Source organism: Nocardioides salsibiostraticola, from assembly GCF_054783655.1.
Genome location: NZ_BAAGQD010000001.1, coordinates 16,528 through 40,314, shown reverse-complemented (window position 1 = coordinate 40,314; position 23,787 = coordinate 16,528). Strand labels below are relative to the sequence as shown.

Annotated in this window: 19 protein-coding genes; 16 read left to right on the top strand and 3 right to left on the bottom strand. The window is 68.5% G+C overall.

Going from position 1 to position 23,787, the window contains the following annotated elements:
* Positions 1-35 precede the first annotated feature (35 nt).
* The 6 genes from ACYVLV_RS00175 (at position 36) to ACYVLV_RS00150 (ending at position 7,501) form a co-directional block, all read left to right on the top strand.
* Positions 36-482 (top strand): DUF6504 family protein, encoded by a 447-nt coding sequence (locus tag ACYVLV_RS00175; RefSeq protein WP_460806648.1) that lies wholly within the window; start codon positions 36-38, stop codon positions 480-482.
* A complete protein-coding gene (locus ACYVLV_RS00170; RefSeq protein ID WP_460806647.1) occupies positions 482-940 on the top strand; it encodes an SAV_6107 family HEPN domain-containing protein in 459 nt (152 codons plus the stop codon). The genes ACYVLV_RS00175 and ACYVLV_RS00170 overlap by 1 nt, the downstream gene beginning before the upstream one ends.
* A 6-nt stretch (positions 941-946) precedes the next feature.
* Positions 947-4,855, top strand: coding sequence for a DNA polymerase III subunit alpha (locus ACYVLV_RS00165; protein WP_460806643.1), 3,909 nt, complete (start codon positions 947-949; stop codon positions 4,853-4,855).
* A 28-nt stretch (positions 4,856-4,883) separates the two neighbouring features.
* Positions 4,884-5,609, top strand: a complete 726-nt coding sequence (locus tag ACYVLV_RS00160) for a methyltransferase domain-containing protein (RefSeq protein ID WP_460806641.1) — start codon at positions 4,884-4,886, stop codon at positions 5,607-5,609.
* A 36-nt stretch (positions 5,610-5,645) separates the two neighbouring features.
* Positions 5,646-6,839, top strand: a complete 1,194-nt coding sequence (dinB, locus tag ACYVLV_RS00155; protein WP_460806640.1) for a DNA polymerase IV — start codon at positions 5,646-5,648, stop codon at positions 6,837-6,839.
* Between the two features lie 167 nt (positions 6,840-7,006).
* Complete coding sequence (locus tag ACYVLV_RS00150) at positions 7,007-7,501, top strand: DUF3040 domain-containing protein (protein WP_460806639.1); 495 nt, start codon at positions 7,007-7,009, stop codon at positions 7,499-7,501.
* A 49-nt stretch (positions 7,502-7,550) separates the two neighbouring features.
* On the opposite strand, the gene ACYVLV_RS00145 is transcribed toward ACYVLV_RS00150, so the two are convergent.
* From ACYVLV_RS00145 to ACYVLV_RS00135, 3 genes are read right to left on the bottom strand one after another with little or no spacing between them, the layout of a single operon-like run.
* Positions 7,551-9,956, bottom strand: coding sequence for a transglutaminase family protein (locus tag ACYVLV_RS00145; RefSeq protein ID WP_460806638.1), 2,406 nt, complete (start codon positions 9,954-9,956; stop codon positions 7,551-7,553).
* On the bottom strand, positions 9,953-11,236 hold the full coding sequence (locus ACYVLV_RS00140) for a DUF58 domain-containing protein (RefSeq protein ID WP_460806636.1): 1,284 nt from the start codon (positions 11,234-11,236) through the stop codon (positions 9,953-9,955). Before ACYVLV_RS00140 ends, ACYVLV_RS00145 begins: the two co-directional genes overlap by 4 nt.
* Entirely contained in the window at positions 11,229-12,257 is a 1,029-nt protein-coding gene (locus tag ACYVLV_RS00135; protein WP_460806635.1) for an AAA family ATPase, read from the bottom strand. The genes ACYVLV_RS00140 and ACYVLV_RS00135 overlap by 8 nt, the downstream gene beginning before the upstream one ends.
* A 368-nt stretch (positions 12,258-12,625) precedes the next feature.
* On the opposite strand from ACYVLV_RS00135, the gene mraZ reads away from it, so the two are divergent.
* The 10 genes from mraZ to ftsW all read left to right on the top strand — a co-directional run bounded on the left by mraZ (position 12,626) and on the right by ftsW (position 23,787).
* Entirely contained in the window at positions 12,626-13,054 is a 429-nt protein-coding gene (gene mraZ, locus ACYVLV_RS00130) for a division/cell wall cluster transcriptional repressor MraZ (RefSeq protein ID WP_460806633.1), read from the top strand.
* Positions 13,055-13,342: 288 nt separating this feature from the next.
* Positions 13,343-13,492 carry a hypothetical protein gene (locus ACYVLV_RS00125; RefSeq protein WP_460806630.1) on the top strand — a complete coding sequence of 50 codons (150 nt, stop codon included), beginning with the start codon at positions 13,343-13,345 and terminating at the stop codon, positions 13,490-13,492.
* Between the two features lie 9 nt (positions 13,493-13,501).
* Positions 13,502-14,500: a 16S rRNA (cytosine(1402)-N(4))-methyltransferase RsmH gene (gene rsmH, locus ACYVLV_RS00120; RefSeq protein ID WP_460806629.1), complete on the top strand. Its 999-nt coding sequence runs from the start codon at positions 13,502-13,504 to the stop codon at positions 14,498-14,500.
* Between the two features lie 4 nt (positions 14,501-14,504).
* Positions 14,505-15,197, top strand: coding sequence for a hypothetical protein (locus ACYVLV_RS00115; RefSeq protein WP_460806627.1), 693 nt, complete (start codon positions 14,505-14,507; stop codon positions 15,195-15,197).
* Between the two features lie 59 nt (positions 15,198-15,256).
* A complete protein-coding gene (locus ACYVLV_RS00110) occupies positions 15,257-16,990 on the top strand; it encodes a peptidoglycan D,D-transpeptidase FtsI family protein (protein WP_460806625.1) in 1,734 nt (577 codons plus the stop codon).
* 14 nt (positions 16,991-17,004) lie between these two features.
* A complete protein-coding gene (locus ACYVLV_RS00105) occupies positions 17,005-18,543 on the top strand; it encodes a UDP-N-acetylmuramoyl-L-alanyl-D-glutamate--2,6-diaminopimelate ligase (protein WP_460806623.1) in 1,539 nt (512 codons plus the stop codon).
* On the top strand, positions 18,536-19,924 hold the full coding sequence (locus ACYVLV_RS00100) for a UDP-N-acetylmuramoyl-tripeptide--D-alanyl-D-alanine ligase (RefSeq protein WP_460806619.1): 1,389 nt from the start codon (positions 18,536-18,538) through the stop codon (positions 19,922-19,924). Before ACYVLV_RS00105 ends, ACYVLV_RS00100 begins: the two co-directional genes overlap by 8 nt.
* Complete coding sequence (mraY, locus tag ACYVLV_RS00095) at positions 19,921-21,030, top strand: phospho-N-acetylmuramoyl-pentapeptide-transferase (protein ID WP_460806617.1); 1,110 nt, start codon at positions 19,921-19,923, stop codon at positions 21,028-21,030. The genes ACYVLV_RS00100 and mraY overlap by 4 nt, the downstream gene beginning before the upstream one ends.
* Positions 21,012-22,523, top strand: coding sequence for a UDP-N-acetylmuramoyl-L-alanine--D-glutamate ligase (gene murD, locus ACYVLV_RS00090; RefSeq protein ID WP_460806612.1), 1,512 nt, complete (start codon positions 21,012-21,014; stop codon positions 22,521-22,523). Before mraY ends, murD begins: the two co-directional genes overlap by 19 nt.
* A gap of 22 nt (positions 22,524-22,545) precedes the next feature.
* Entirely contained in the window at positions 22,546-23,787 is a 1,242-nt protein-coding gene (gene ftsW, locus ACYVLV_RS00085) for a putative lipid II flippase FtsW (RefSeq protein WP_460806611.1), read from the top strand.

The window sequence follows — 23,787 nt, the reverse complement described above, 5'->3', positions numbered from 1 at the left end:
CTCTGTTCTCGGGGGCGGTTCGAGAGGAGAAGGCGATGCGACGCTACGACGATCCGGTGGAGGTGCGCCGAGGTTGGGTGAGCAACTCCGGGCCCGACGGACTGAACGGTCAGGACGGTCAAGGCGGTCAGGAGGGCCCCGAGCAGTTCCTCTGGCGCGGGAGGCTGTGGAAGGTGCGCACGGTGGTGGCCCAGTGGGTCGAGACCGGACCGTGGTGGCTGGGTGCGGACGCACGAGCGACCCGCAGTGAACTGGTCGGGGAACTGGTTGGGGAACTGGTCGGTGCCGAGACCGGCCCCACGGGAGGACCCACCCAACTCCCCACCCAGCCCCGTTCGATGGGGGAGCTCCTCGAGGAGTGCGAGATGTGGCGGGTGGAGGCCTCGCGTGCCATGGGGACGGTGCCCGGCTCCAGCGGCGTCTTCGACCTCTCCTTCAGCTGGTCCGATGCGTCCTGGCGACTGGTCGGGTGTGTGGACTGATGACGCTTTCGACCCGGCCGGTGGAACAGGCCAATCCCTACGCCCTTCCCGCGACCACGCATTCCTATCTGCTCCGGTCGGCGGAGTCACTGAGCGAGGCGATGGCTACCCCCGACATCCCGACCCGTTACGCCTGCGCCCATGTCGCCGCGCTGCGGGCGGCAGCAGCATTGCTCGCGGCGAGGGCGCAGCCGGCGCCGGCCCGACGACGCCCTCAGAAGAACGCCTGGGTGCTGTTGAGCGAGGTGGCTCCCGAACTCGCCGAATGGGCCCGGTTCTTCGCGGCCGGTGCGGCGAAGCGGGCCGCGGCGGAGGCGGGATCGATCCGGGTGGTCACCGAGCGTGACGCCGATGACCTGGTGCGTGACGCCGACCGGTTCCTCGGAGTCGTGGAGCAGATGCTCGGACTGGTTCCGCACGCACCCGCACAGGTGCGCCTCGTCCGACACGTGAGTTGATGCTGAGTGTCCGACCCGTTCGTCCACCTTCACGTCGCCTCCGGCTACTCCCTGCAGTACGGCGCCTCGCACCCTCACGTCCTGGTCGAACGAGCCGTCGAGCAGGAGATGGACACCCTCGCGCTGACCGATCGGGACGGCACCTACGGTGCGGTCAAGTTCGCCAAGGCCTGTTCGCAGGCCGGGATCAACCCGGTCCTGGGGGTGAGCCTCGCCTACCGACCGGTGGGGTGGGCATCGGGGCAGAACCCGAGCAGAAGCCCCACGAGGAACCCCGTCCGAGGCGGCGCCTACCGCGATCAGCCCGTCGAGCAGGGCGGACTGCCACGGGCACGGTTCCTGGCGTCGGCCGACGGGCCAGGGGGTGGCCGGGCAGGGTGGGCTGCGGTGTGTCGGTTGATCTCGGCGGTCCAGTTGGCGGGGGACCGGGGGACTCCGGTGCTCGACCTCGAGACGGCGACCGACGAGGTCCGTGAGCTCCTGGCGAGCAGCAACCTGATGGTTCTCCTGGGCAGCGACTCCGGATTGGGTCCTGCGGTGACCCGTCGTCGTGACGACCTCGCGGCGGCCGCGCTGCGGGGGTGGCAGGAGGTGGTGCCACGCTCCCATCTGGTGGTGGAGGTGGTCTCCCACCGGTTGGGGGCGACCGGTCAGGGGTGGGGCCCGGGCACCACCGCCCACGCGGCGCGACTCTCGAGGATCGCCGACCGGGCCGGACTCGGCGTCGTGTTGACCAACGCGGTCCGCTACGCCGACCGCAGCGACGCGGTCACCGTGGACGTGCTCGATGCGGCACGACGGCTGGTGGCCCTGGATCGGCGGCATCTGGACCGGGTCAACGCCGAGGGCTTCTTGAAGTCGGGCAAGCAGATGTACGAGATCGCCGAGGAGATCTGCCGGGCCGGTGGGTTCCAGGGCAGGTCCGGTGGCGACCCTGCCCGGTCACTGTTGGCGGCGACCCGCGCGGTCGCCGACCGGTGCGCGTTGGATCCGCGTCGTGACCTGGGCATGGGGGAGGTGCACTTCCCAGAATTCGGAGGCGGCGACGCAGACGGGTCCTTGCGCGCTCGCTGCGAGGGGGCGATCGGCCATCGGTACGGATCGGCCCCCCGACAACGGATCTGGAAGCGACTCGACGACGAGCTGGAGTTGATCCGGGGACTCGGCTACGCGTCGTACTTCCTCACCGTCGGCGACGTCACCGATCTGATCAAGCAGATGGGGGTGCGTTCTGCCGCTCGGGGATCCGGCGCCGGCAGCCTGGTCAACTACCTCCTCGGGATCTCGGGGGTGGATCCCATCCGCCACGGCCTGCTGATGGAGCGTTTCCTCTCACCACTTCGACGCGCTCTTCCCGACATCGACATCGACGTGGAGTCGGCGCGACGGCTGGAGGTCTATGAGGCGATCCTCGACACCTACGGCGGGGAACGATGCGTGTGCGTCTCGATGATGGACACCTATCGCGTCCGGCACGCGGTGCGTGATGTCGGGGCGGCGTTGGGGATGCCGCCGGCGGAGATCGACACGATCGCGAAGATGTTTCCCCACATCCGGGCCCGTGACGCCCGGGCCGCCCTGCGGGATCTTCCCGAGTTGCGGGCCGCCGGCCTGGCCGAGGAACGACTCGACCTGATGTTCGGTCTGGTCGAACGCCTCGACGGGTTGCCTCGCCATATCGCGATGCACCCCTGCGGGGTGTTGCTCTCCGATGCGACCCTGCTCGACCGCACCCCGGTCGAGGCCAGTTTCGCGGGTTTTCCGATGAGCCAGTTCGACAAGGACGACGTGGAGGAGTTGGGTCTGCTCAAACTCGACGTCCTCGGGATCCGGATGCAGTCCTCGATGGCCCATGCCCTGGCCGAGATTCGACGCACCGACGGCGTCGAGATCGATCTGGACGACGAGGTCCAGGTGCCCTTCGACGATCAGCCGACCTATGACCTGATCAGTTCGGCCAAGACCCTGGGGATCTTCCAGATCGAGTCACCGGGCCAACGCGAACTGGTCGGCAAGTCCGGGATCGAGACCTTCGGCCAGATCATCGCCGACATCTCGCTGTTCCGGCCCGGCCCGGTCAAGAGCGACATGATCACCCCCTATCTGGAAGCCAAACAGGGGTGGAAGAAGCCGGTCTACTTCCACCCCGATCTGCGACCGATCCTGGCCGACACCAACGGGGTGGTCGTCTTCCACGAACAGGTCATCGAGCTGATCGCTCAACTCACCGGCGTCGGGTACGCCGAGGCGGACGAGAAGCGCCGGGCCCTGGGGAGCCCCGAAGGCATGAGTGATGTGCGGATCTGGTTCCACCCTCGGGCTCTGGGGCGGGGCTACCCGTTGCCGGTGGTGGAGAAGATCTGGTCGGTGATCGAGGCGTTCGCCTCGTTCGGTTTCTGCAAGGCCCACGCCGCGGCGTTCGCGCTGCCCACCTACCAATCGGCCTGGCTCAAGACCCACTGGCCGGCCCACTTCCTGTCCGGGATCCTCACCCACGACCCGGGGATGTATCCCAAACGACTGATCCTCGACGACGCCCGGCACCTCGGCATCACCGTGCTGGGCCTGGACGTCAACGCCTCCGAGAAGACCTACTCGGTGGAACCTCTCCGGGGGGCTCCGCCCCCCGGAATCCCCCCGAAGAACACGGAGGCGCTTCGCGCCCGCTCATCCGGTTCCGTAGAACCAGGCGAGCTCCGCTCGCGGTTCTACGGAATCCGACTCTCCCTCTCCGAGGTCAAGGGGATCAGCGAGGCCGAGGTCGACCGGATCGTGGCGGCCCGACCCTTCACCTCGCTGACCGATCTGTGGCACCGGACAGGGGTCTCCCGGCCGATCATGGAGCGACTGGTGCTGGCCGGTGGCTTCGACGCCACCTACGGGACCGGATCCACGCCCTCCTCGGCGGGAGCCGACGACGGGGTACGCCGTCGTGGTCGGGTGACGCGCCGCGACCTGTTGCTCCAGGTGGCAGAACTGGACCGACAGTCCAGATCGATGGCTCGGCAGGCGCGTGGCCGCGGCTCCTCACGCGGACTGCGAGGGTCGGCGCCGGCTCGCGCACGGGCGGTGCAGGCGGCACAGGTGCGGGAGGCGGCGCTACGCAACAGCACGGACTCCCGATCCCGAGAGGAGCATCAGCACTCAGATGGGGGTCCGGAGCGACACCCGCTGGCCGAGGCCGGGGTCTGGGCGAAGGCGGCCGCACAGAGTCGCGCCACCCCGGCCGCGAGTGAGGTCACCTCGGTGCAGCTCTCCCTCGATCTCGGTGACGGACCGCGGGAGGGTGAGGTCTCCGGGCTCCCGGAGATGACGGCGGCGGAGTCCACGGCCGCCGAGCTGGAGATCCTCGGACTCGACGTCAGCCGACACGTCCTCGATGCCTACGCCCCCTTCCTCGACGAGCTCGGCATCACCCGCAGCGCCGAGCTGCTGAGTCGCCGCAGCCACTCGGAGATCCTGGTCGCCGGCGTCAAGGTCGCCACCCAGACCCCACCGATCCGGTCGGGCCGCCGGGTGGTGTTCCTGACCCTCGACGACTCCACCGGACCGGTCGACGCGACGTTCTTCGAGGACGCCCAGGGCTCGTACGCCACAACGGTCTTCCACTCCTGGCTGCTGGTGGTCCGAGGTGTTCTGCGGCGAACCGGCCACCGGGGGGTCTCGCTACGAGCCACCGGCTGTTGGGAACTCTCGGCGTTGCACGCGCATTGGCAGCACCACGGGATCGAGGCGGTGCACGAGCAACTGGCGATCGTGCCTCCCCGCCTGGGTGAGGAACCCGCCCAGCGACGGGTGCTGGTGCACTCCAACGGCTCCAAGATGTCGCCCTACTCCGATATCGGGCCCGCCGGGGAACCCACCAAACAGGTCTCACGTGCTCTGTGGCACCGCAGCCCGGGGAGTGCCGGATGAGGGGAGAGATGGGACTAGGGTGGAAACCATGTCGGCCAGTGAGAGACGAGGTGCCGCCCGGACCGCTGTTGTGTGGGACGGGTTGCGACCGGTGCTCGAAGCATTGTCAACCGGTCAGCACGATCAGGCACCCGCCCGGGTGCTCGACATCGGGGGTGGCACCGGAGGATTCGCGGTCAGAGTGGCTCAGCTCGGTCACTCGGTCACGGTGGTCGATCCCAGTCCTGACGCGTTGGCCTCCCTCGATCGCCGCGCCCGTGAGCTCGGGGTCCAGGTCACCGGCGTCCAGGGCGACATCGACGGGCTGCCCAACCTGGTCGGTCCGGCCGACCTCGTGTTGTGCCACGGCGTGCTCGAGGTCGTCGACGACCCGGCGGCGGCCCTGGTTCGGATCCGCGAGGTGCTCCGCCCCGGCGGGGTGCTCAGCCTTCTGGTCGCCCAACGGCACGCGGCGGTCATCGCCCGCGCCATGGCCGGACACTTCACCGCAGCGTTGGCGTTGCTCGACGAGACCGCGCCGCAGGGCCGGGCCGGTCGCCGGTTCACCGCTGCGGAGACGACGTCTCTGCTCACCGACGCCGGTTTCGAGGTCACCTCGACCCACGGGATCCGGATCTTCGCCGACCTCGTCCCCGGCTCCCTGCTGGACCTCGAGCCCGGTGCGACGGCCGCGCTGGTCGAACTCGAACGGGTCGCAGCAGAGCGCGAGGAGTACCTCCCCCTCGCGATGCAGTTGCACCTGCTCGCGACCTAACGCACCCCGCTGGACCAGCGGCGTGGGGGTGGCCCGATGAGTGTGCCCACCCCGATCCTGCACGTGGACATGGATGCCTTCTACGCCTCGGTGATGGTGCGCAACCGGCCCGAGTTGCAAGACGTCCCGGTCATCGTGGGCGGTGGTCACCGAGGTGTGGTGTTGTCGGCCAACTACCTCGCCCGTCAGTACGGCGTTCGCTCGGCGATGCCGGGGGCTCGGGCACGACGGCTGTGTCCCCAGGCGGTGGTGCTCTCACCTGACTACGACACCTTCTCGACCGTTTCGGTGGCGGTGATGGAGAACTTCCGTCGGGTCACGCCCCTGGTGGAGGCGATCTCGCTCGACGAGGCGTTTCTCGATGTTCGCGGCGCCATCCGCAGACTCGGTTCCCCGATCCGGATCGCCGAACAGATCCGGGCGGTGATCCACGACGAGCAGGGCATCAACTGCTCGGTCGGTGTCGCTTCCTCGATCTCGGTGGCCAAGCTGGCCAGTCGTCGGGCCAAGCCCGACGGGATCGTGGTCGTGCGACCCGAGGAGATCACCTCCTTCCTGCACCCGCTCGATGTGGGGGACCTGTACGGCGTCGGGGAGAAGACCCGCACGATGCTGCACCGGCTGGGGCTGATCACGGTCGGCGACGTGGCGCACACGCCCCTGCGCACCCTGCAACGAGCGGTGGGACAACACCTGGGCAGTCACCTCCACGAGTTGGCCTGGGGGGCGGATCGTCGGGAGATCGTTCCCGCCAGCGCTGCGGTGTTCGGTCAGGGGGAGGGGGACCCGGAGAAGTCGATGGGGGCCCAGGAGACCTTCGGCCGCGACACCGACGACCGCGAGGTGATCCTTCGGGAGATGTTGCGACTGACCGCCAAGGTGACCCATCGGATGCGAAGTGCTCAAGTGGCTGGTCGCACCGTAGCCATCACCGTCCGCTTCGCAGACTTCACCACGATCACCCGATCACGCACCCTGGCCGAGGCCACCGACGTCACCCAGGAGATCTACCGCGCGGTGGTGGGTCTCTATGACGCCCTCGGTCTGCAACGGGCCCGGATTCGGCTGGTGGGGGTCCGTGTCGAGGGGCTCATGGCCCGCGACCGGGTCCACCGTCAACTGGTGCTCGGCGAGCCCGAGCGCGGGTGGTCGGAGGCCGATCGGGCCGTCGACCGTGCCGCACGACGCTTCGGCACCAGCATCGTGCGACCGGCGAGCCTGTTGGGTTGACGGCGAAACACCGGCCTGTGACTGGCTCGTGGCAACGGCCCGCGGCGCCGGTCATGAGATTTCGCCATGATTTTTCGACCTGTCCTACCGGTATCTCCTGCCGCCTGCCTAGACTTACCGAGACGTCACGTGTGCGACGAGTACCATCTGGACCCTGGAGGACAACGGTGCCACTCTCGGAAGAGGAGATTCGACTGCTCGAGCAGATGGAGCGCGCCCTCGTCGAGGAAGATCCCAAGTTCGCCTCCACCCTGCGGGGCACCACGATGCGCCGGTCGGTTCGCCGCCGAGCGATACTCGCGGGCCTCGGTTTCGCGGTCGGCATCGCCGTGCTCATGGCCGGCGCCATCACGACCCTCTGGTACCTCGGCGTCGCCGGCTTCGTGATCATGCTCGGCTCCGCCACGGTTGCCCTCAGCGCGATGAAGGGTCAGACCGCCACCGCGGCAGACCCCACCCGCGTCGAGCACGAGTCCGGATTCGGGGTCATCGAGGGAGGCCGAGCCACCTCATCGCAGAAGACGGGTGGCAAACCCGGCAAGTTGAGCAAGTTGCGCGGCGGGGGAGCCGGACGTGCTCGTCCCCGCAACACCTCTGGGTCCTTCATGGACCGCATGGAGGAGCGCTGGCGGCGTCGCCGTGAACAGGGCGGCGGCTTCTAGCCTCCCGCCCCGCTTCAGCCAGCCTGACTCATCTGATCAGACTGGTTGATCACGACATGTGCTCGACGGCACCGACGGGTGCAGGTTCCCGCGACCCGACCTCTCCTCGCGAGCCCCTCGTCGGCTGCGTCACCGAGGCGGGCAGCCATCGGGCGCGACGTCGTACCCGCGGGGTGGCTCCGTGGCGCAGCGCGTCGGAGCAGGTGGTCGCCTCGGCGGTGAAGAAGCCCGGATGCGCGGGCGGCGTCTCGGCGTAGCGCAGGACCTCGAGTTCGGCGACCAGACGGTCCAGCGCGACCACCGCATCGGGGGCCAGCCCCGGTCCACGGGCCGGGCGCTCGGGGGCGATGTGGTCCTCGGGTGCGCCGAAGTACCCCACCAGGACGTCGCGGGTCTCGCGGGGGGAGCGGTCCCTGGGCCAGGGCACAGCCAGGTCCGCCGCCGTCGCCTCGAGTTCACGCCAGGCGCCCTCGACACCCTCGGTCAAGCGCCGGTCACGCTGGCGGGTGCGAAGTGCTCCCGGTCCGAACACCACGGCGCCGAGCAGCAGTAGTCCGCCGAGGACGCCCAGGATCCGGATCCAGGGCAGGGTCTGATCCGATGAGGTGGTGGTGGGGTCGCTGGACTCCGGCAACGGTGCTGCGCTGGGGGAGGGGACGTCGGGCTGTGGGCTGCGGGTCTCCGGCCGTTCGGTCGGCGCCGTCGGGGCGGGCGCAGCAACCTCACGGTCGCGGGTGTAACTCGGCGCCTGTGAGTTCTGACGGTCCGACGGGGTCGGCTCGAAGAGCACCCAGCCGAAGCCGTCGAAGTACAACTCCGGCCAGGCGTGCAGGTCGAACGCGCTGTACTCCCAGGTGTCGCTGGAGCCGATCTGATCGGGACGCAGGAAGCCCACCGCCACCCGGGCCGGGATGCCCAGGGAACGGGCCATCACGGCCATGGACGCGGCGAACTGTTCGCAGTACCCCACCCGTCCCTGCGGGGAGAGGAACTGTTCCAGGGCGTCGACCCCGTTGGCGGCCGCGGCGTCCTCGATGCTGTATTCGAAGTTGTCGCGGAACCAGTTCTGCAGAGCCACGGCCTTGTCGTAGCGATTGACGGCGTCCCCGGTGACCTCGAGGGCGAGATCGCGCACCAGGTCCGGCGTGCCGGACGGCAGCTCGGTGTACTCCTCACTCACCCCGACCGTCGAGGTCCGGGCCTGAGCCAGGGCATCGCCCCGCAGCTTCAGATCGACCGCCGTCATCGAGTAGGAGAGGCCCGCGGTGTCGAGATCATCGTCACTGGCGATGAAGTCCATCGTGCGCGGATCGAAACGCCAGTCGCCGGCCGCCTCCACCGAGGAGACCGGGGCCTGGGTGGGTAGCCAGGTCGACTCGAAATCCTCGTTGATGGAGACGTCGTAGGAGTAAGAGGTCCGCTCGATCGAGTTCGACACGCCCTCGAGGGCCGGCATGCCTCCGTTAGGGACGTTCGCGGTCGGAACCTGCCGGTCACCCGAGCTCCATTCGGCGTCGCGGAAGCGGTTGAGCACCGAGATGCGTAGGTACTCCGGCCGGGGATCATCGGTGCGGATCTGCAGCAACGGGATGTCGACCTCGCGGCGCAGGTCGCGGCGCAGGTCGGCGATCGGGTTGTCCACGGTGATCGAGTTGTCCCCACCGTTGCCTGCCCCGAAGTCGAAGACGCTCAGCGTCATCGTGGGGATGGCGAGGGGGACGATCAGGGCAAGGGCGGTCGCGGTGCCTCCGATGACCCCGGCACTGCTCCGGGCGGCGCCGGCCCGGACGCTGAAGCCGGTCACAGCGGTGGTGGGCGCATCGTTCGCGGGGTGGCTACCGGCGTTGAGCGAGTGGCCCCAGCGGTTGATCTGTTCGGTCTCGTGGAGATAGAGCAGGGCGAGGAACCCGCTCGCGGTGACGGCGAAGATCCACCAACTGATCCCGTCACCCAGCATGCTCAACGGCAGGCTGTAGACGGTGAGCAGGGGGAGTCCGGCCAGGGGTACGCGCCGCAGCGTGCAGGCGAAGAAGTCCACGAGCAGGATGCAGACGAGCCCACCACCGATCAGCAACGGATAGACCCCGTTGCCGGGTGCGTCGCCGGGCACCGGCGAGGCGTACTCCTCGGCGGCCCGGCCGGCGTCGGCGAAGCCGCTGATCAGCTCGTTCCAGCCAGCCCCGATGGGGAGCGGGTTGCCCGTGATGAACAGGCTCAGGGCCATCGTGGAAACGATCAGTTGGACGACCACCACGACCGATCCCGGCAGTCGCCACCAACGGGTCAGGGTGCCGGTTCCGGCCACGACCACACCGAGCGCGACCAGCGGCAGCACGTACGGCGCGGAGACCTCGACGAAACCGCGCCAGGAGAGCATCGCCGCGCAGGTGGTCGCGGCCGCGGCCAGGCCGAGCGCGAGGAGGCCGGGCAGAGTGCCTCGCGTGGGACCCGTCACGAGGTCACCTCCGGTGCGGTCGCGGCAGAGGCGGTCCGGGAGGTGCCGGCGCGACCCAACTCGGGCCAGACGGCGTCGAGGCGTTCGCCCGACGACAGTGAGACGGCGCGCCAACCGTGGCTCAGCAACAAAGGGGCCGAGGAGGAGTTGCTCGCCCTACGGGTGGCGCCCGGAGATCCCCAGCTGTTGACGTCCAGTGCCACCGCCAGAGCCGAAGCCGTGTGGTGGCGGATCTGCCGCAGGAGGGGGACATCGGACGGGTCCACCTGACCCAGGACTGCCACCAGAAGACCCCCTGCGGTCTGGTCCCTGAGCCACCCGGAGCTGAGGCTCGTGGCGGGGAGGGCCTTGAGCGTGGCCAACGATTCGAGCAGAGGACCGGTGCCCAGGGTGGTGTCGCGAGACAGGAGGGTGCCGGGGTCCTCCCCGCTCGCGGTGACCAGTCGTACGACGAAGCCGCGTTGGTGCAGGTGCTCGGCGATGGAAGCCGCGCAGGAGACAGCGGTTTCCAACGAGGATGCGATCCCCTGACCGCGGTGTGAGGCGCTGCGGTTGTCGAGCAACACGGTGGCGCGCGACTGCCACGGCTGTTCCTCCCGCCGGACCATGAGTTCACCGGTCCGGGCCGATGAACGCCAGTGCACGCGTCGTAGATCGTCTCCACGGCGATAGTCGCGAACGGTGACATCCTCGGCCGACCCGGTGGTGAACGAGCGAGGTCGATTGTCACCGGACCCGCCCCAACCGCCGCCGAGCTGGATCGCGGGTAGGGGCACGGTTCGCGGGGTCACCGTCAGCGGCGCCGTGGTGCGAAAAGCTCGACCGAGTTCGACCAGCCCGAACGGGTCCGAGACCCGGACCGACATGGGACCGATCTCGAAGTGGCCGCGAACCTCGGACCGGACCTGATAGCTCACATGACGCTTCCATCCGTGCCCGATGCCGTCCAGCACGAAGCGGGGACGCGTCCCCAGGACGTAGGGCACCTGGTCCTCCAGAAGGAGTACGCCGCTCGGGGTGCGCCCTTCGTTGGTCAACGTCAACTCGACTCGAGCCGGGGAGCCAGCCACCACCAGATGCGGGCTGACGGTGCGGGTCAGCGCCAAGCGGTAGCGGCTGCGGCCGAGAACGATCGCGGTGAGGAGTGGGAGGGCCACGATGAGCACCCCGACCCGGTTCAGTGCGGGCTGGCCCAGGATCACCGCACAGACGATGGCGGTGATCCCTGCGGCCACGAAGGCGCGACCCCGAACGGTCAGCCCGGCGAGTGCTTCACGCACGGCGACGCACAGCCGGACGGTCTCCCTGCTCCGCGTGGGGAACCGGCACGGTCGTCAGGATCGAGTCGAGGACGTCGGCAGCCGAACGGCCGCTCATGGCCGCCTCGACACTGAGCATCAAGCGGTGGGTGAGGACGGGCTGGGCCAACCGGCGTACGTCGTCGGGCAGCACGAACTCGCGCCCGTTGATTGCTGCGAAGGCTTTGGCGGCCCGGGTCAGGTGCAGCGTCGCCCGGGGCGAGGCGCCGAGAGTGAGGTGATCGCTGGTGCGGGTGGCGCTGGCCAGAGCCACGACGTACCGCTGGACGGCCTCCGAGACGTGGACCTGGGCCACGATGCTGGTCAGCTTCCGGATTTCGGCGGCGTCCGTCACGGACTCCAGGTCGTCGAGCGGGTTGCTGTCGGTGTGGCCACTGAGCATCGCGATCTCGGCCGATTCCACGGGGTAGCCCATCGATACGCGCGCCATGAAGCGGTCCCGTTGCGCCTCGGGGAGGGCGTAGGTGCCCTCCATCTCGATCGGGTTCTGGGTCGCGATCACCATGAAGGGACGCTCCAGGGTGTACGTCGCGGTGTCGACGGTCACCTGTCGCTCCTCCATGCACTCCAACATGGCGGACTGGGTCTTCGGGCTGGCCCGGTTGATCTCGTCGCCCACCACGATGTTGGCGAAGATCCCACCGGGCCTGAACTCGAACTCGCGGGTGTTCTGGTTGAACACCGACACCCCGGTGACATCCGAGGGCAGCAGATCAGGGGTGAACTGGATCCGGCGCACCGACGAATCGATGCTGCGAGCCAGGGCCTTGCTCAACATGGTCTTGCCGACCCCGGGGACGTCCTCGAGCAGCAGGTGACCTTCGGCGAGAAGGACCACGAGAGCCGAGTCGATGACCTCCCGCTTGCCTTCGATGACGTGCTCGATGTTCGTCCGGATCCGGCCCACCACGTGCGCGAGCGTTTCCAGGTCGGCGCCGGGGGAGGGCGCTGACTGGTCCGGTGAGGGAGCCGGTGAATCCACGCGGAGACCTTTCGCTGCGGGGTGGACGCCGGACGGCGCCTGGCGAGTCGTTCCAGCGTAGACGACTCCCCCCACGACCCCCCACGTCTGAGCAGGCCGAATCCACCGCGCCCCACTCCACACCACCCGGAGCGCCGGAGGAGGCCAGCGAGGTGCTTGAAGAGCGATTTCAGGCCCGCAGGTCCGCCCCCGGTCCGCAGGAGCGGCGCCCTCGATCCCCGCCCTCGGGCCGTCCTGGGCCGTCCTGGGTGCGTGCGGGGCGAGAAGTGGGAACAAAGTGGTTGACGGTGGGGGAAAGTGGAGTAGTGTGGGGGAAAGTGGTGAAGATGACCGGTCCGGTGGGTAGGCGTAGCTGATGGAGGTGCCCGATGCGCTTCATGGGCACCTACACCCCCAAGTTGGACGAGAAGGGCCGGTTGTTCCTCCCCGCCAAATATCGAGAGCCGTTGACGGAGGGAGTGGTCGTGTCACGTGGACAGGAAAACTGCCTCGTCGTCTGGCCTCCCGAGGTCTTCGACCAGGAGGCCGCAAAGGCTCGCGAGCTGCCGCAGACCAGCCGCTCCGCCCGTGGCTTCAGCCGCATGCTCTTCTCCGCCAGCGAAGAGGTCGTCCCCGACAAACAGGGCCGCATCGGCATCGCCAGCGTGCTGCGCGACTACGCCTCGCTCGAGAGGGAGGTCGTCGTCATCGGTAACGGCAACCGGCTCGAGATCTGGAACCCCGTCGCGTGGGCGGAGTACCAGGCCGAGGAAGCACGACGGTTCGCCGAGCTCGACGACGACGAAGCCGGCGACTGATCTTCCTCAAACACACCACCCAGCACCACCCGGCACCACCGATGACAACTGAATAGCTGACACCGCAGAACGAGGTCTCTGACCCGCTCTCGCCCGGCACCTTCTGGGGTCACTTCCCCGGCACCAGAAGGATCGGCACTTCCCACCGACCGTCCCCTGGACTCGGCCGGGAGCGGGCAGGGACCTGGTTCGGCGGCGCAGCACAGCAGGACAGATCAAGTGAGAAGCGCACGAGTTGCACGTACCACCAGAAGCGCCCAGCGATGGGTCACCAGAAGGGTCGAACCGATGAGCATCACCCCCGCGATTCGCGATGAGGTCACCCGTCCTCGGGTGCGCCAGCAGGCGCGGGACGCGGTCGCGGTGATGGCGTTCTCGGCGGCCTGCTCGATAGGCCTGGTCCTGTTCCTCCTCCTCGTGGTCCAGTTGGGGCGCTGAGGTCCCCTCATGAGTCCTTCCACTCACGACCCGGTGCTCCTCGACCGGGTCGTCTCCCTCGTGCGGCCGTCCTTGACGGCTCATGATGATCAGGGGAACGACCAGGGGGAGGGGGCCGTCTTCGTCGACGCCACCCTCGGCCTGGGCGGACACTCCGAGGCCGTCCTGCGCAGCTTCCCGGGAGTTCGCGTGATCGGCATCGACCGCGACCCCGAAGCACTCACTCGGTCGCGCGACCGACTGGCGGCGTACGCCGATCGGTTCACCGCCGTGCACGCGGTGTACGACGAGATTCCTCGCGTGCTGGCGGACCTCGGACTTTCGAGCGTGGACGCGATCTTCTTCGACCTCGGGGTCTCCTCCATGCAACTCGATCTCAGCGAGCGAGGCTTCGCCTACTCGATCGACGCGCCGTTGGACATGCGCATGGACAACACCGTCGGTCAGACGGCCGCGGACGTCCTGAACACCTACGACGTCCCGGCCCTGGCCCGGGTCCTGAGCGAGTTCGGCGAGGAGAAGTTCGCCCGCAAGATCGCCCGGGCGGTGGTGCGCCAGCGCGAGCAGAGCCCGTTCGTCACCTCGGGCCCCTTGGTCGAGTTGCTGTACGCCGAGATCCCCGCACCGGCCCGTCGTACCGGTGGGCACCCCGCCAAGCGCACGTTCCAGGCCCTGCGGATGGAGGTCAACGACGAACTCGCTGTCCTGCGCCGTGCCCTACCCGCCGCGATCGAGGCGGTCGGGGTCGGTGGCCGGGTCGTCGTCGAGGCGTACCACTCGCTCGAGGACCGCCTGGTCAAACATGCCTTCGCCGAGGTCACCCGCAGCACGGTGCCCGTCGATCTGCCGTTCGTCCCCCAGGGGTCCGAACCGGCCTACCGACTGGTCACCCGCGGATCCGAGAAGGCCGATGAGACAGAGACGGCGGCGAACCCCCGGGCCGCCTCTGTGCGGCTCCGTGCCGTGGAACGACTGCGTGACCCCCGATCAAGCCCAGTAGAGGAGTGACCCCGTGAGTAGTGCCAGCCCCCGCATGGGCACCAGAACGGCCCCGCTGACCGGTGCCGCGGCGACCATCGAGCGGGTGCGCCTGTCGGTGGTGCCGCGCAGGCGTCGTCGAGCTCCGCGCATCCCCTTCGTGACCCTGGTGGGCCTGATCCTGCTCGGCGGCGTCGTGGGGCTCCTCCTGTTCAACACCTCCATGCAGCAGTCGTCCTTCGCGACGACCGCCCTGGAGACTCAGGCCACCAACCTGACCGCCCGCGAACAGACCCTGCGCGTTGAGCTCGACGAGCTGCGGGACCCCCAGCGGGTGGCCGAGCGTGCGGTCGACCTCGGCATGGTGCTCCCGCCGTCGTCGGCGATCCTGCATCTGCCCAGCGGTCGCATCGAAGGGGAGCCGACGGCGGCCACCCCCGAGGACGGCGTACGGATCGCACCGACCCGTCCGATCAAGCCCAAGGCCCTGGCCCCCGACCCGATCCGCGTCACGGCGAAGCCTGCGACCCGCACTCCCCAGAACGACAACCAGAACAACCCGGCGCGCGACACGGCGGCCAGCAACGCCCAAGCCGGCACCCGGAACGGTAGAACCTCCACAGAGGCCGGTCAGAACCGCAGGGCCGACGCCGAGCAGAACACCAACACCACCAACCGCAACGACCAACAGCGCCCGGCCAGTCAGACGCCGAACCGGAACCGCTGAGGCAGGGACCGATGACCCGACGTACCGCACCCGCTCGGACCCGTCTTCGCGGATCCCCGGTGCTTCGACTGCAAGTGGGGTTCCTGCTCATCTCGATGGTGCTCTCGGTCTTCGCCGTGCGCCTGGTGCAACTGCAGGGGATCGACCCGAGTTCCTACGCCCAGATGGCCGCGGCCGACGGGACGGTCAACGTCGTCCTGCCCGCGGATCGGGGTGAGATCCTGGACCGCAACGGCCAACCCCTCGCCGCCTCGGTGGAGGGCCTGATGGTCATCGCCGACCCCTTCACGACCGAACCTCGCGCTGCGGAGTTGGCCAAGTTCCTCTCCTCGCGGTTGAGCATCGACTACTTCACGACGCTGAACCGTCTCCGGACCCAGGAGAGCCGTTTCCAGTACGTCGCACGGCAGGTCCCTGCGACGCTGGCCCGCAAGGTCGTCAGCGACGCCCAGGACGAGGGCTTCAAGGGCCTCTCCACGGCTCGCGACCCGGTCCGCGTCTATCCCGGCAACGATGTCGCGGCCAACGTGATCGGCTTCCTGGGAACCCCCCGCAAGGACGGGACCTCTCGTCCGCTGGCCGGCCTGGAGCAGACCTTCGACGAGACGTTGTCCGGGGCCGATGGCGAGGCTCGCTACCAGGTGGGCGCCGGCAACCGGATCCCCCTGGGCGATCGCACGGTCAAGGAAGCGGTCAACGGCAAGGATCTGCAGACCACCCTCGACCGTGACATGCAGTGGTACACCCAACGGGTGCTGCGCCAGACCGTGCGCGATGCCGGGGCTGAGTCGGGCTTCGCGGTGGTGATGGACAGCCGGACCGGAGAGATCCTGTCGTTGGCCGACGACCCCACCTTCGACGCCAGCGCACCGCTGGAGTCATCTGAGGACCTCTTCCGGTCCAAGGCGCTCAGCAACGTCTACGAACCGGGGTCGGTCCAGAAGGTCCTGACCATCGGAGCCCTCGTCGACGCCGGCAAGGTGACGAGTCGGACCAAGTTGCGAGTCCCGGGAGTCCTGGACCGTCAGGACCGCCCGATCCGCGACTACTTCGAGCACGACCTGCTCAAGCTGACGATGGCCGGCGTGATCGCCAAGTCCTCCAACATCGGTACGGTGTTGGCGGCCGACAAGTTCAACGACGGCCAACTGCGTGGCTACCTCACCAACTTCGGGTTGGGTCGGCGTACGAATATCGGCCTGGGCGGCGAAACCGCCGGCCTCCTGCCGGACGGCAGCCAGTGGACAAGCCAGGCTCAGGACCGCATCGCCTTCGGCCAATCCCTGTCGGTCAACGCCATCCAGATGGCGGCCGCGGTCAACACGATCGCCAACGACGGGGTGCGGATCGACCCCAGCCTCATCCGCGGCAACGCCACCCTGGACAACGGCACCGAGGTCGGCACCGACCTAGCGACCTCGCGCCAGGTCATCAGCGCCGACGCGGCCAACCAGACGATGAAGATGATGGAGCGCGTCATCGACCCCGAGGTCGGAGTCGCCCCCGGGGCGGCCGTGGCGGGCTACCGGGTCGCCGGCAAGACCGGGACCGCGCAGCGGGTGGGCGAGACGTGTGGCTGCTACGACGGCAGCACCACTGTCTCCTTCGCCGGGTTCGCCCCGGCCGACGACCCGAAGTTCACCATCTACGTGGTCGTCCAGGCGCCGCGCAGCGGTGGCGGTGGTTCGGTGGCCGGCCCGGCGTTCTCGAAGCTGATGACGTTTGCTCTGCGCCGCTACCAGGTTCCCCCGACGAACACGCCCGCGTCGAGACTTCCCACCGAGTGGAGATGAGCCAGACTCCTCCCGTGACCTCCACTCGTCCTCGCCGCGTGCACGCTCGGTCCGTGCGTGCGTTGTTGCCCGACGCCCGTCTCGCTCGCACCGGGTCCGCCCAGGAGGAGGTGTTGGTCAGCGGCATCTCGCTCGACTCGCGTCGGATTGAACCGGGCGATCTGTATGCCGCTCTTCCCGGGGCGGCGGCGCACGGGGCCGACTTCGTCAGCCAGGCCGTGGACAATGGTGCGGTGGCGGTCTTGACGGACCCCGAGGGTGTCACCCGCATCGGTTCTCTGGACGACCTCGCCGTGCCCGTCCTGGTCCTGGACGATCCTCGGGCAGGTCTGGGTGAGTTGGCGGCCGAGGTCTACCAGCGGCCGGCCTCGAGCATGGCCACCATCGGGATCACCGGAACCCAGGGAAAGACGACCACGACTCTGCTCGCCGAGGGCGGTCTGGAGGTCGCCGGGATCCCAGCGGCAGCGATCGGAACCGTGGGAACCCGGATCGCCGGCCAGGCAGTCCAGACCTCGCTGACCACGCCGGAGGCCCCGGACCTCCAGGGACTGTTCGCCGTCATGCGCGAGCAGGAGGTGGCCGTCTGCGTCATGGAGGTCTCGAGCCATGCGTTGGTCCTGGGCCGGGTCGACGGCATCGTGTTCGACGTCGCGGTCTTCTTGAACCTGGGACGAGATCACCTCGACTTCCACACCGATGTCGAGGACTACTACGCCGCCAAGGCCAGCCTGTTCACCCCCGAGCGGTCTCGGCGAGCGGTCATCGACATCGACACCGAGTTCGGTGCACGACTGGCGCAGGAGGCGACGGTGCCGGTCCGCACCCTGTCCACTCGGCGGCCCGACGCCGACTGGACGGTGTCCGAGGTGCGGCTCGAAGCGACCGGGTCCTCGTTCCTCGTGCATGGTGCCGGCGAGCCGATCGCCGTTCGCTGCCCCCTTCCCGGCGACTTCAACGTCGCAAACGCCCTGGCCGCGATCGCCGGCTGTGCCGAAGCCGGCCTGGATCCACGTCGGGTCGCCGAGGGGATCTCCCAGGGCGGCGGGGTGCCCGGTCGTCTCGAGCGGATCGAGGCAGGGCAGGACTTCGCGGTGGTGGTCGACTACGCGCACAAACCCGACGCCGTCGGTGCGGCTCTCGCGACCCTGCGCCCGCTGACCGATGGGCAACTGATCATCGTGCTGGGTGCCGGGGGAGATCGCGACGCGGGCAAGCGCCCGTTGATGGCGGCCATCGCGGCTGAACACGCCGACGTCCTGCTGGTGACTGACGACAACCCACGCACCGAGGACCCCGCAGCGATCCGGGCCCAGATGTTGGCCGGGATCGACGGCGTGGAGCAGCCGACGGCGCGCGTGATCGAGGTCGGAGACCGCCGAGCGGCGATCAACCAGGCCATCGCCATCGCCCGGACGGGTGACATCGTGATCATTGCCGGCAAGGGACACGAGACCGGTCAGATGATCGGGGCGGTGACCCACCCCTTCGACGACCGCGTGGTGGCGCGGGAAGCGCTCCTCGCCCGCGAGGGTCAGGTGCACGATGATTGAGATGACCCTCGGCGAGATCGCCCGCGTCGTAGGAGGAGACCTGACGCGCCCGGCCGACGCCGACCTCCTCGTTAGCGGTGCGGCGTACGTCGACTCGCGAGCCCCGGAGGCGAACGGTCTCTACGTCGCGATCGTGGGGGAGCGGGTCGACGGGCACGACTACGCCACCGGCGCCCATGCGGTGCTGGGAACCCGCGACACCTCGGCGCCCACCGTCCTGGTCTCCGACCCGGTGGTGAGCCTCGGGAAACTGGCGCGGCACGTCCGCGACCGATTGGGCCTGACCGTGTTGGCCATGACCGGGTCGCAGGGCAAGACCGGGACCAAGGACGTGTTGACCCAGATCCTGGCTTCCTGTGCCCCCACCGTCGGCACGGCCGCGAACCTCAACAACGAACTCGGCGTACCGCTCACCGTGCTGCGCGCCACCTCCGAGACCACTTATCTGGTCGTCGAGATGGGAGCCCGCGGGGTCGGCCACATCGCCTACCTGTGCGAGGTCGCCCGACCGGATGCGGCGGCGGTGCTGAACATCGGGACGGCTCACCTCGCGGAGTTCGGCAGTCGCGAGCAGATCGCCGTGGCCAAGGGGGAGATCGTCGAGGCCCTCACCGACGACGGCACGGCCGTGCTCAACGCCGATGACCCGCTGTGCGCCGCGTTGAGTGCGAGGACGACTGCGTCCACACTCAGCTTCGGCGAGTCCGGTGACATCTCCTGGTCACAGTTGGTTCAGGATGACCGCGGCCGAGCCTCCTTCGAACTCGCCTACGGTGGGGAACGTCGGCACGTGGCCCTGCAACAGTCCGGAGCCCATCAGGTGGCGAACGCCGCCGCTGCGGTGGCCCTCGCGATGGCGGTCGGGGTGCCCTTCTCCGTCGCGGCCGAAGCCCTCGACGAGGTCCGCAACACGTCGCGCTGGCGCATGGAGGTCACCGAGCGACGCGACGGTCTCATCGTGGTCAACGATGCCTACAACGCCAATCCGGCCTCGATGGTGGCCGCGCTCGACACGCTGGTGGCCATGGGTGGGCCCCCGCGCCGGACCATCGCGGTGTTGGGCGTGATGCTCGAGCTGGGCGAGGAGGCGCCCCAGGCGCACCTCGAGGTCGGCCGGGCCGCCGGAAGCAGGGGCGTCGATGTCGTGGTCACGATCGGCGAGGGCGCCGCAGGCATCGCCGAGGGAGCCTTCCTGGCCGGCAGTGAGTCGATCGTCACGGCGGGGCGGGCTGAAGCACTCGCGTGGTTGCGCAACAATGTGGGGCCGCAAGATGTCGTTCTGATCAAGGCATCACGCGGTGCGGGTCTTGAGGTCATCGCCGATGGCCTGCTCGATGACCCCGACCACACCAGCCCCGAAGGAGCGTCCGGCCCGCTATGAGAGCAATTCTGCTTGGTGGCGGTCTGTCCCTGCTGATCTCGCTGCTGGGGACACGGGTGGCGATCAACGTGTTCACCCGGTACGGCTACGGCCAGGAGATCCGCGAGGACGGCCCGGCCACCCACCACACCAAGCGCGGCACGCCCACCATGGGCGGGGTCGTCATCATCCTGGCCACCGTCGTGGCGTACTTCGCGGCGAAACTCATCACGGTCGACGCCCCCTCGGCCTCCGCGTTGTTGCTGCTCTTCTTGTTCGTCGGGCTGGGGCTGGTCGGTTTCCTCGACGACTACATCAAGGTCGCCAAGCAGCGCAGCCTCGGGCTCAACAGCCGGGCCAAGATCGGCCTGCAGACTCTCGTCGCCGTCACCTTCGGCTTCTTGGCCCTGTCTCCGTGGCTCGAGGACGAGAACGGTCGCACCCCCGCCTCGCCGAAGGTCTCCTTCCTGCGAGAGATCGACTGGCTGATCCTGCCGACCTTCCTGGCGATCATCCTGATCTGGCTCATCGTGGCCGGAACCAGCAACGCCGTGAATCTCACCGACGGCCTCGACGGGCTGGCCACCGGGGCCAGCGTCATGGTCTTCGGGGCCTACACCCTGGTGAACATCTGGCAGAACAACCAGTTCTGCCAGGACATCCCCAGCGCCTCCTGCTACAACGTGCGAGATCCGTTGGACCTCGCGGTCATCGCCTCGGCCATCACCGGGGCCTGTTTCGGTTTCCTGTGGTGGAACGCCTCCCCGGCGGCGATCTTCATGGGTGACACCGGTTCGCTGGCTCTCGGCGGAGCTCTGGCCGGTCTGGCCATCCTGACCCGCACCGAACTGCTCCTGATCATCATGGGCGGCCTGTTCGTGCTGATCACCCTCTCGGTGATGATCCAGGTGAGCGTGTTCAAGATCAGCCGCTCCAGTGGTCTGGTGCGGAAGATCTTCCGCATCAAACCCGGCCACCGGGTCTTCCGGATGGCTCCGCTCCAACACCACTTCGAGATGCTGGGATGGGAGCAGGTCACCGTGGTGATCCGCTTCTGGATCCTCGCCGGGCTCTTCGTGGCTACCGGTCTCGGGGTCTTCTACGCCGAATGGGTCTCCCGCCTGTGACCGGGGACCTCGACCTCGCGTCCTGGAACCGGACCAGTGACTGGAGCCGGGTGCGCGCCGTGGTCGCTGGATTCGGCGCGTCCGGATTCGCGGCGGCCGACAACCTGCTCCACCTCGGAGCCCAGGTGACCGCGCTGGCGGAGGGCGCCACGGAGGAACAACGCGAGAAGGCCGAACTCCTCGAGATCCTGGGGGCGACGGTGCGGTTGACCGCCGGGGCCACCGCGGTGCTGCCCGAAGACATCGACCTCGTCGTGACCTCGCCGGGTTTCCGACCCGACAGCCCGCTGCTGGTGGCCGCCCGCGACCGTGGGATCCCGGTCTGGGGAGAGGTCGAACTCGCCTGGCGGCTGCGGGACCCCGAGTCTGCGGCACCCTGGCTGTGCGTCACGGGCACGAACGGGAAAACGACCACCGTCCAGATGCTCGACTCCATCCTGCGCGCGGCCGGACTGAGGAGCGTCGCCGCCGGCAACGTCGGACTGCCGCTGGTCGAGGTCGTGATGGATCCCACGCCCTACGACGTCATCGCTGTGGAACTCTCCAGCTTCCAACTGCACTACAGCCACTCGCTCTCTCCCCAGGCTGCGGTGGTGCTCAACGTAGCCGAGGACCACCTGGACTGGTACGCCTCGATGGACGAGTACGCCGCCGACAAGGGTCGCGTCTACGAGAACGTGCAACTCGCGTGCGTCTACAACCGCGAGGACCCGGTGACCGAGGAGCTCGTGCGGGAAGCCGACGTGATCGAAGGCGCCCGCGCCGTGGGCTTCACCCTCGGGATGCCGGGGCCCGGGATGCTCGGCCTGGTCGAGGACCTGCTGGTGGATCGGGCCTTCATCGAGCAGCGTCAGCACAACGCCGCCGAGTTGTGTGCGGTGGGAGACCTGGCCTCCCAGGCGCCCCACTTCGTGGCCAACGCCCTCGCTGCCGCCGCCTTGGCTCGTGCCCACGGGGTCGACCAGGCCGCGGTGCGTGAGGGCCTGCGGTCCTTCGTGCCCGACGGCCACCGCATCGCTGTCGTGGCCGGCCCCGAACATCCGCAGACCGAGGACTCTCGGATCTGGGTGGACGACTCGAAGGCCACCAATCCACACGCCGCCCGCTCCTCGCTCCAGGCCTACGACAAGGTGGTCTGGATCGCCGGGGGACTGGCCAAGGGCGCCCGGTTCGACGACCTGGTGAAGGATTGTCGCGATCGCCTGCAGGGGGTGGTCCTGTTGGGCCGCGACCGGGCTGTGATCGCGGAGTCGCTTTCACGACACGCTCCCGATGTGCGGGTGATCGACATCCCGGACGGCGAGACTGGCGGGGTAGACGATGAGGTGGCCCTGATGGGCCGGGTCGTCGACGCGGCCGCGACCCTGGCCGCGCCGGGAGACGCGGTCCTGTTGGCACCCGGATGTGCCTCCATGGATCAGTTCACCGACTACGCGGCACGAGGAGATGCGTTCGCAGCGGCAGTACGCGAGCACCTCTCCACCACCACGTAGGAACGAAACCGCAGGGAGACCGATGACCACCGTGCACCCGGAGCAGGCACCCCCGGTGGCCGTAGCGTCGGCGGTGCGACCGATCCGTGGTCTGACGGCAACCGTGCGTGGGGTGCTGGACCGGCCCCTCACGACGTACTACGTCCTGCTCGGGTCGGCACTGATGCTGTTGACCATCGGTTTGATCATGGTGCTGAGTGCGTCCAGCGTCTACTCCTTCAAGGAGAACGACGGTAACTCCTTCGCCGTCGTGGAACGACAGTTGATCTGGGTCGTCATCGGACTTCCTGCCGCCCTGATCGCGAGTCGGATCCCGCACCGGTGGATCCGGCGACTGGCCTACCCGGCCTTCTCCATCTCGGTGCTGCTGCTCATCGCCACGGCACAGTTCGGCGTCGAGATCAACGGCAACACGAACTGGCTCAAGTTGGGTCCCGTCGTGATCCAACCCAGTGAGATCGCGAAGTTGTCGTTGGTGATCTGGGCGGCTCACATCTACGCCAACAAGGACCGTCGTCTGTCCAGCCTGCACCAGATCGTGGTTCCGGTGGTGCCCGGTATGTTGCTCGCCACCGGCCTGGTCATCCTGGGGCGCGACCTCGGCACGGCACTGGTGTTCTTCGCCATCCTCATCGGGATGCTCTGGGTCGTCGGGGCACCGATGCGGTTCTTCGTCCTGGCCACCTCGGTGGTCAGCGTCGGCGTCTTCGCCCTGGCCACCGCGGACCGTGAACGCTTCTCCCGCATCACCACCTTCGTCGACCCGTTCAAGGACTTCGAGGGCACCGGGTGGCAACCGGCCCACGGTCTGTACGCGCTGGCCAGCGGCGGCATCTTCGGTCAGGGCATCGGCGCCAGTCAACAGAAGTGGGGCACGCTGCCGGAGGCACACACCGACTTCATCTTCGCCGTCCTGGGTGAGGAACTGGGACTGGTGGGCACTCTGCTCGTGTTGGGGCTGTTCGCCTCGATCACCTACGCCGCACTGCGGATCGCCCGCGAGACCGCCGACCCGTTCGTCCGGTACGCCAGCTTCGGGATCATCATCTGGCTGATGGGCCAGATGATCATCAACGTCGGCATGGTGCTCGCCCTACTGCCGGTGATCGGCATCCCGTTGCCGCTGATCTCCTACGGCGGTTCCAGTCTGCTCCCGACCCTCGCCGCGCTCGGTCTGCTGGTGGGTTTCGCGCGCCGTGAGCCCGAAGCGGCCCGGGCGCTGGCTGCGCGCAAGCGCACCCGTAAACCCGTGCGTGTTCGATGA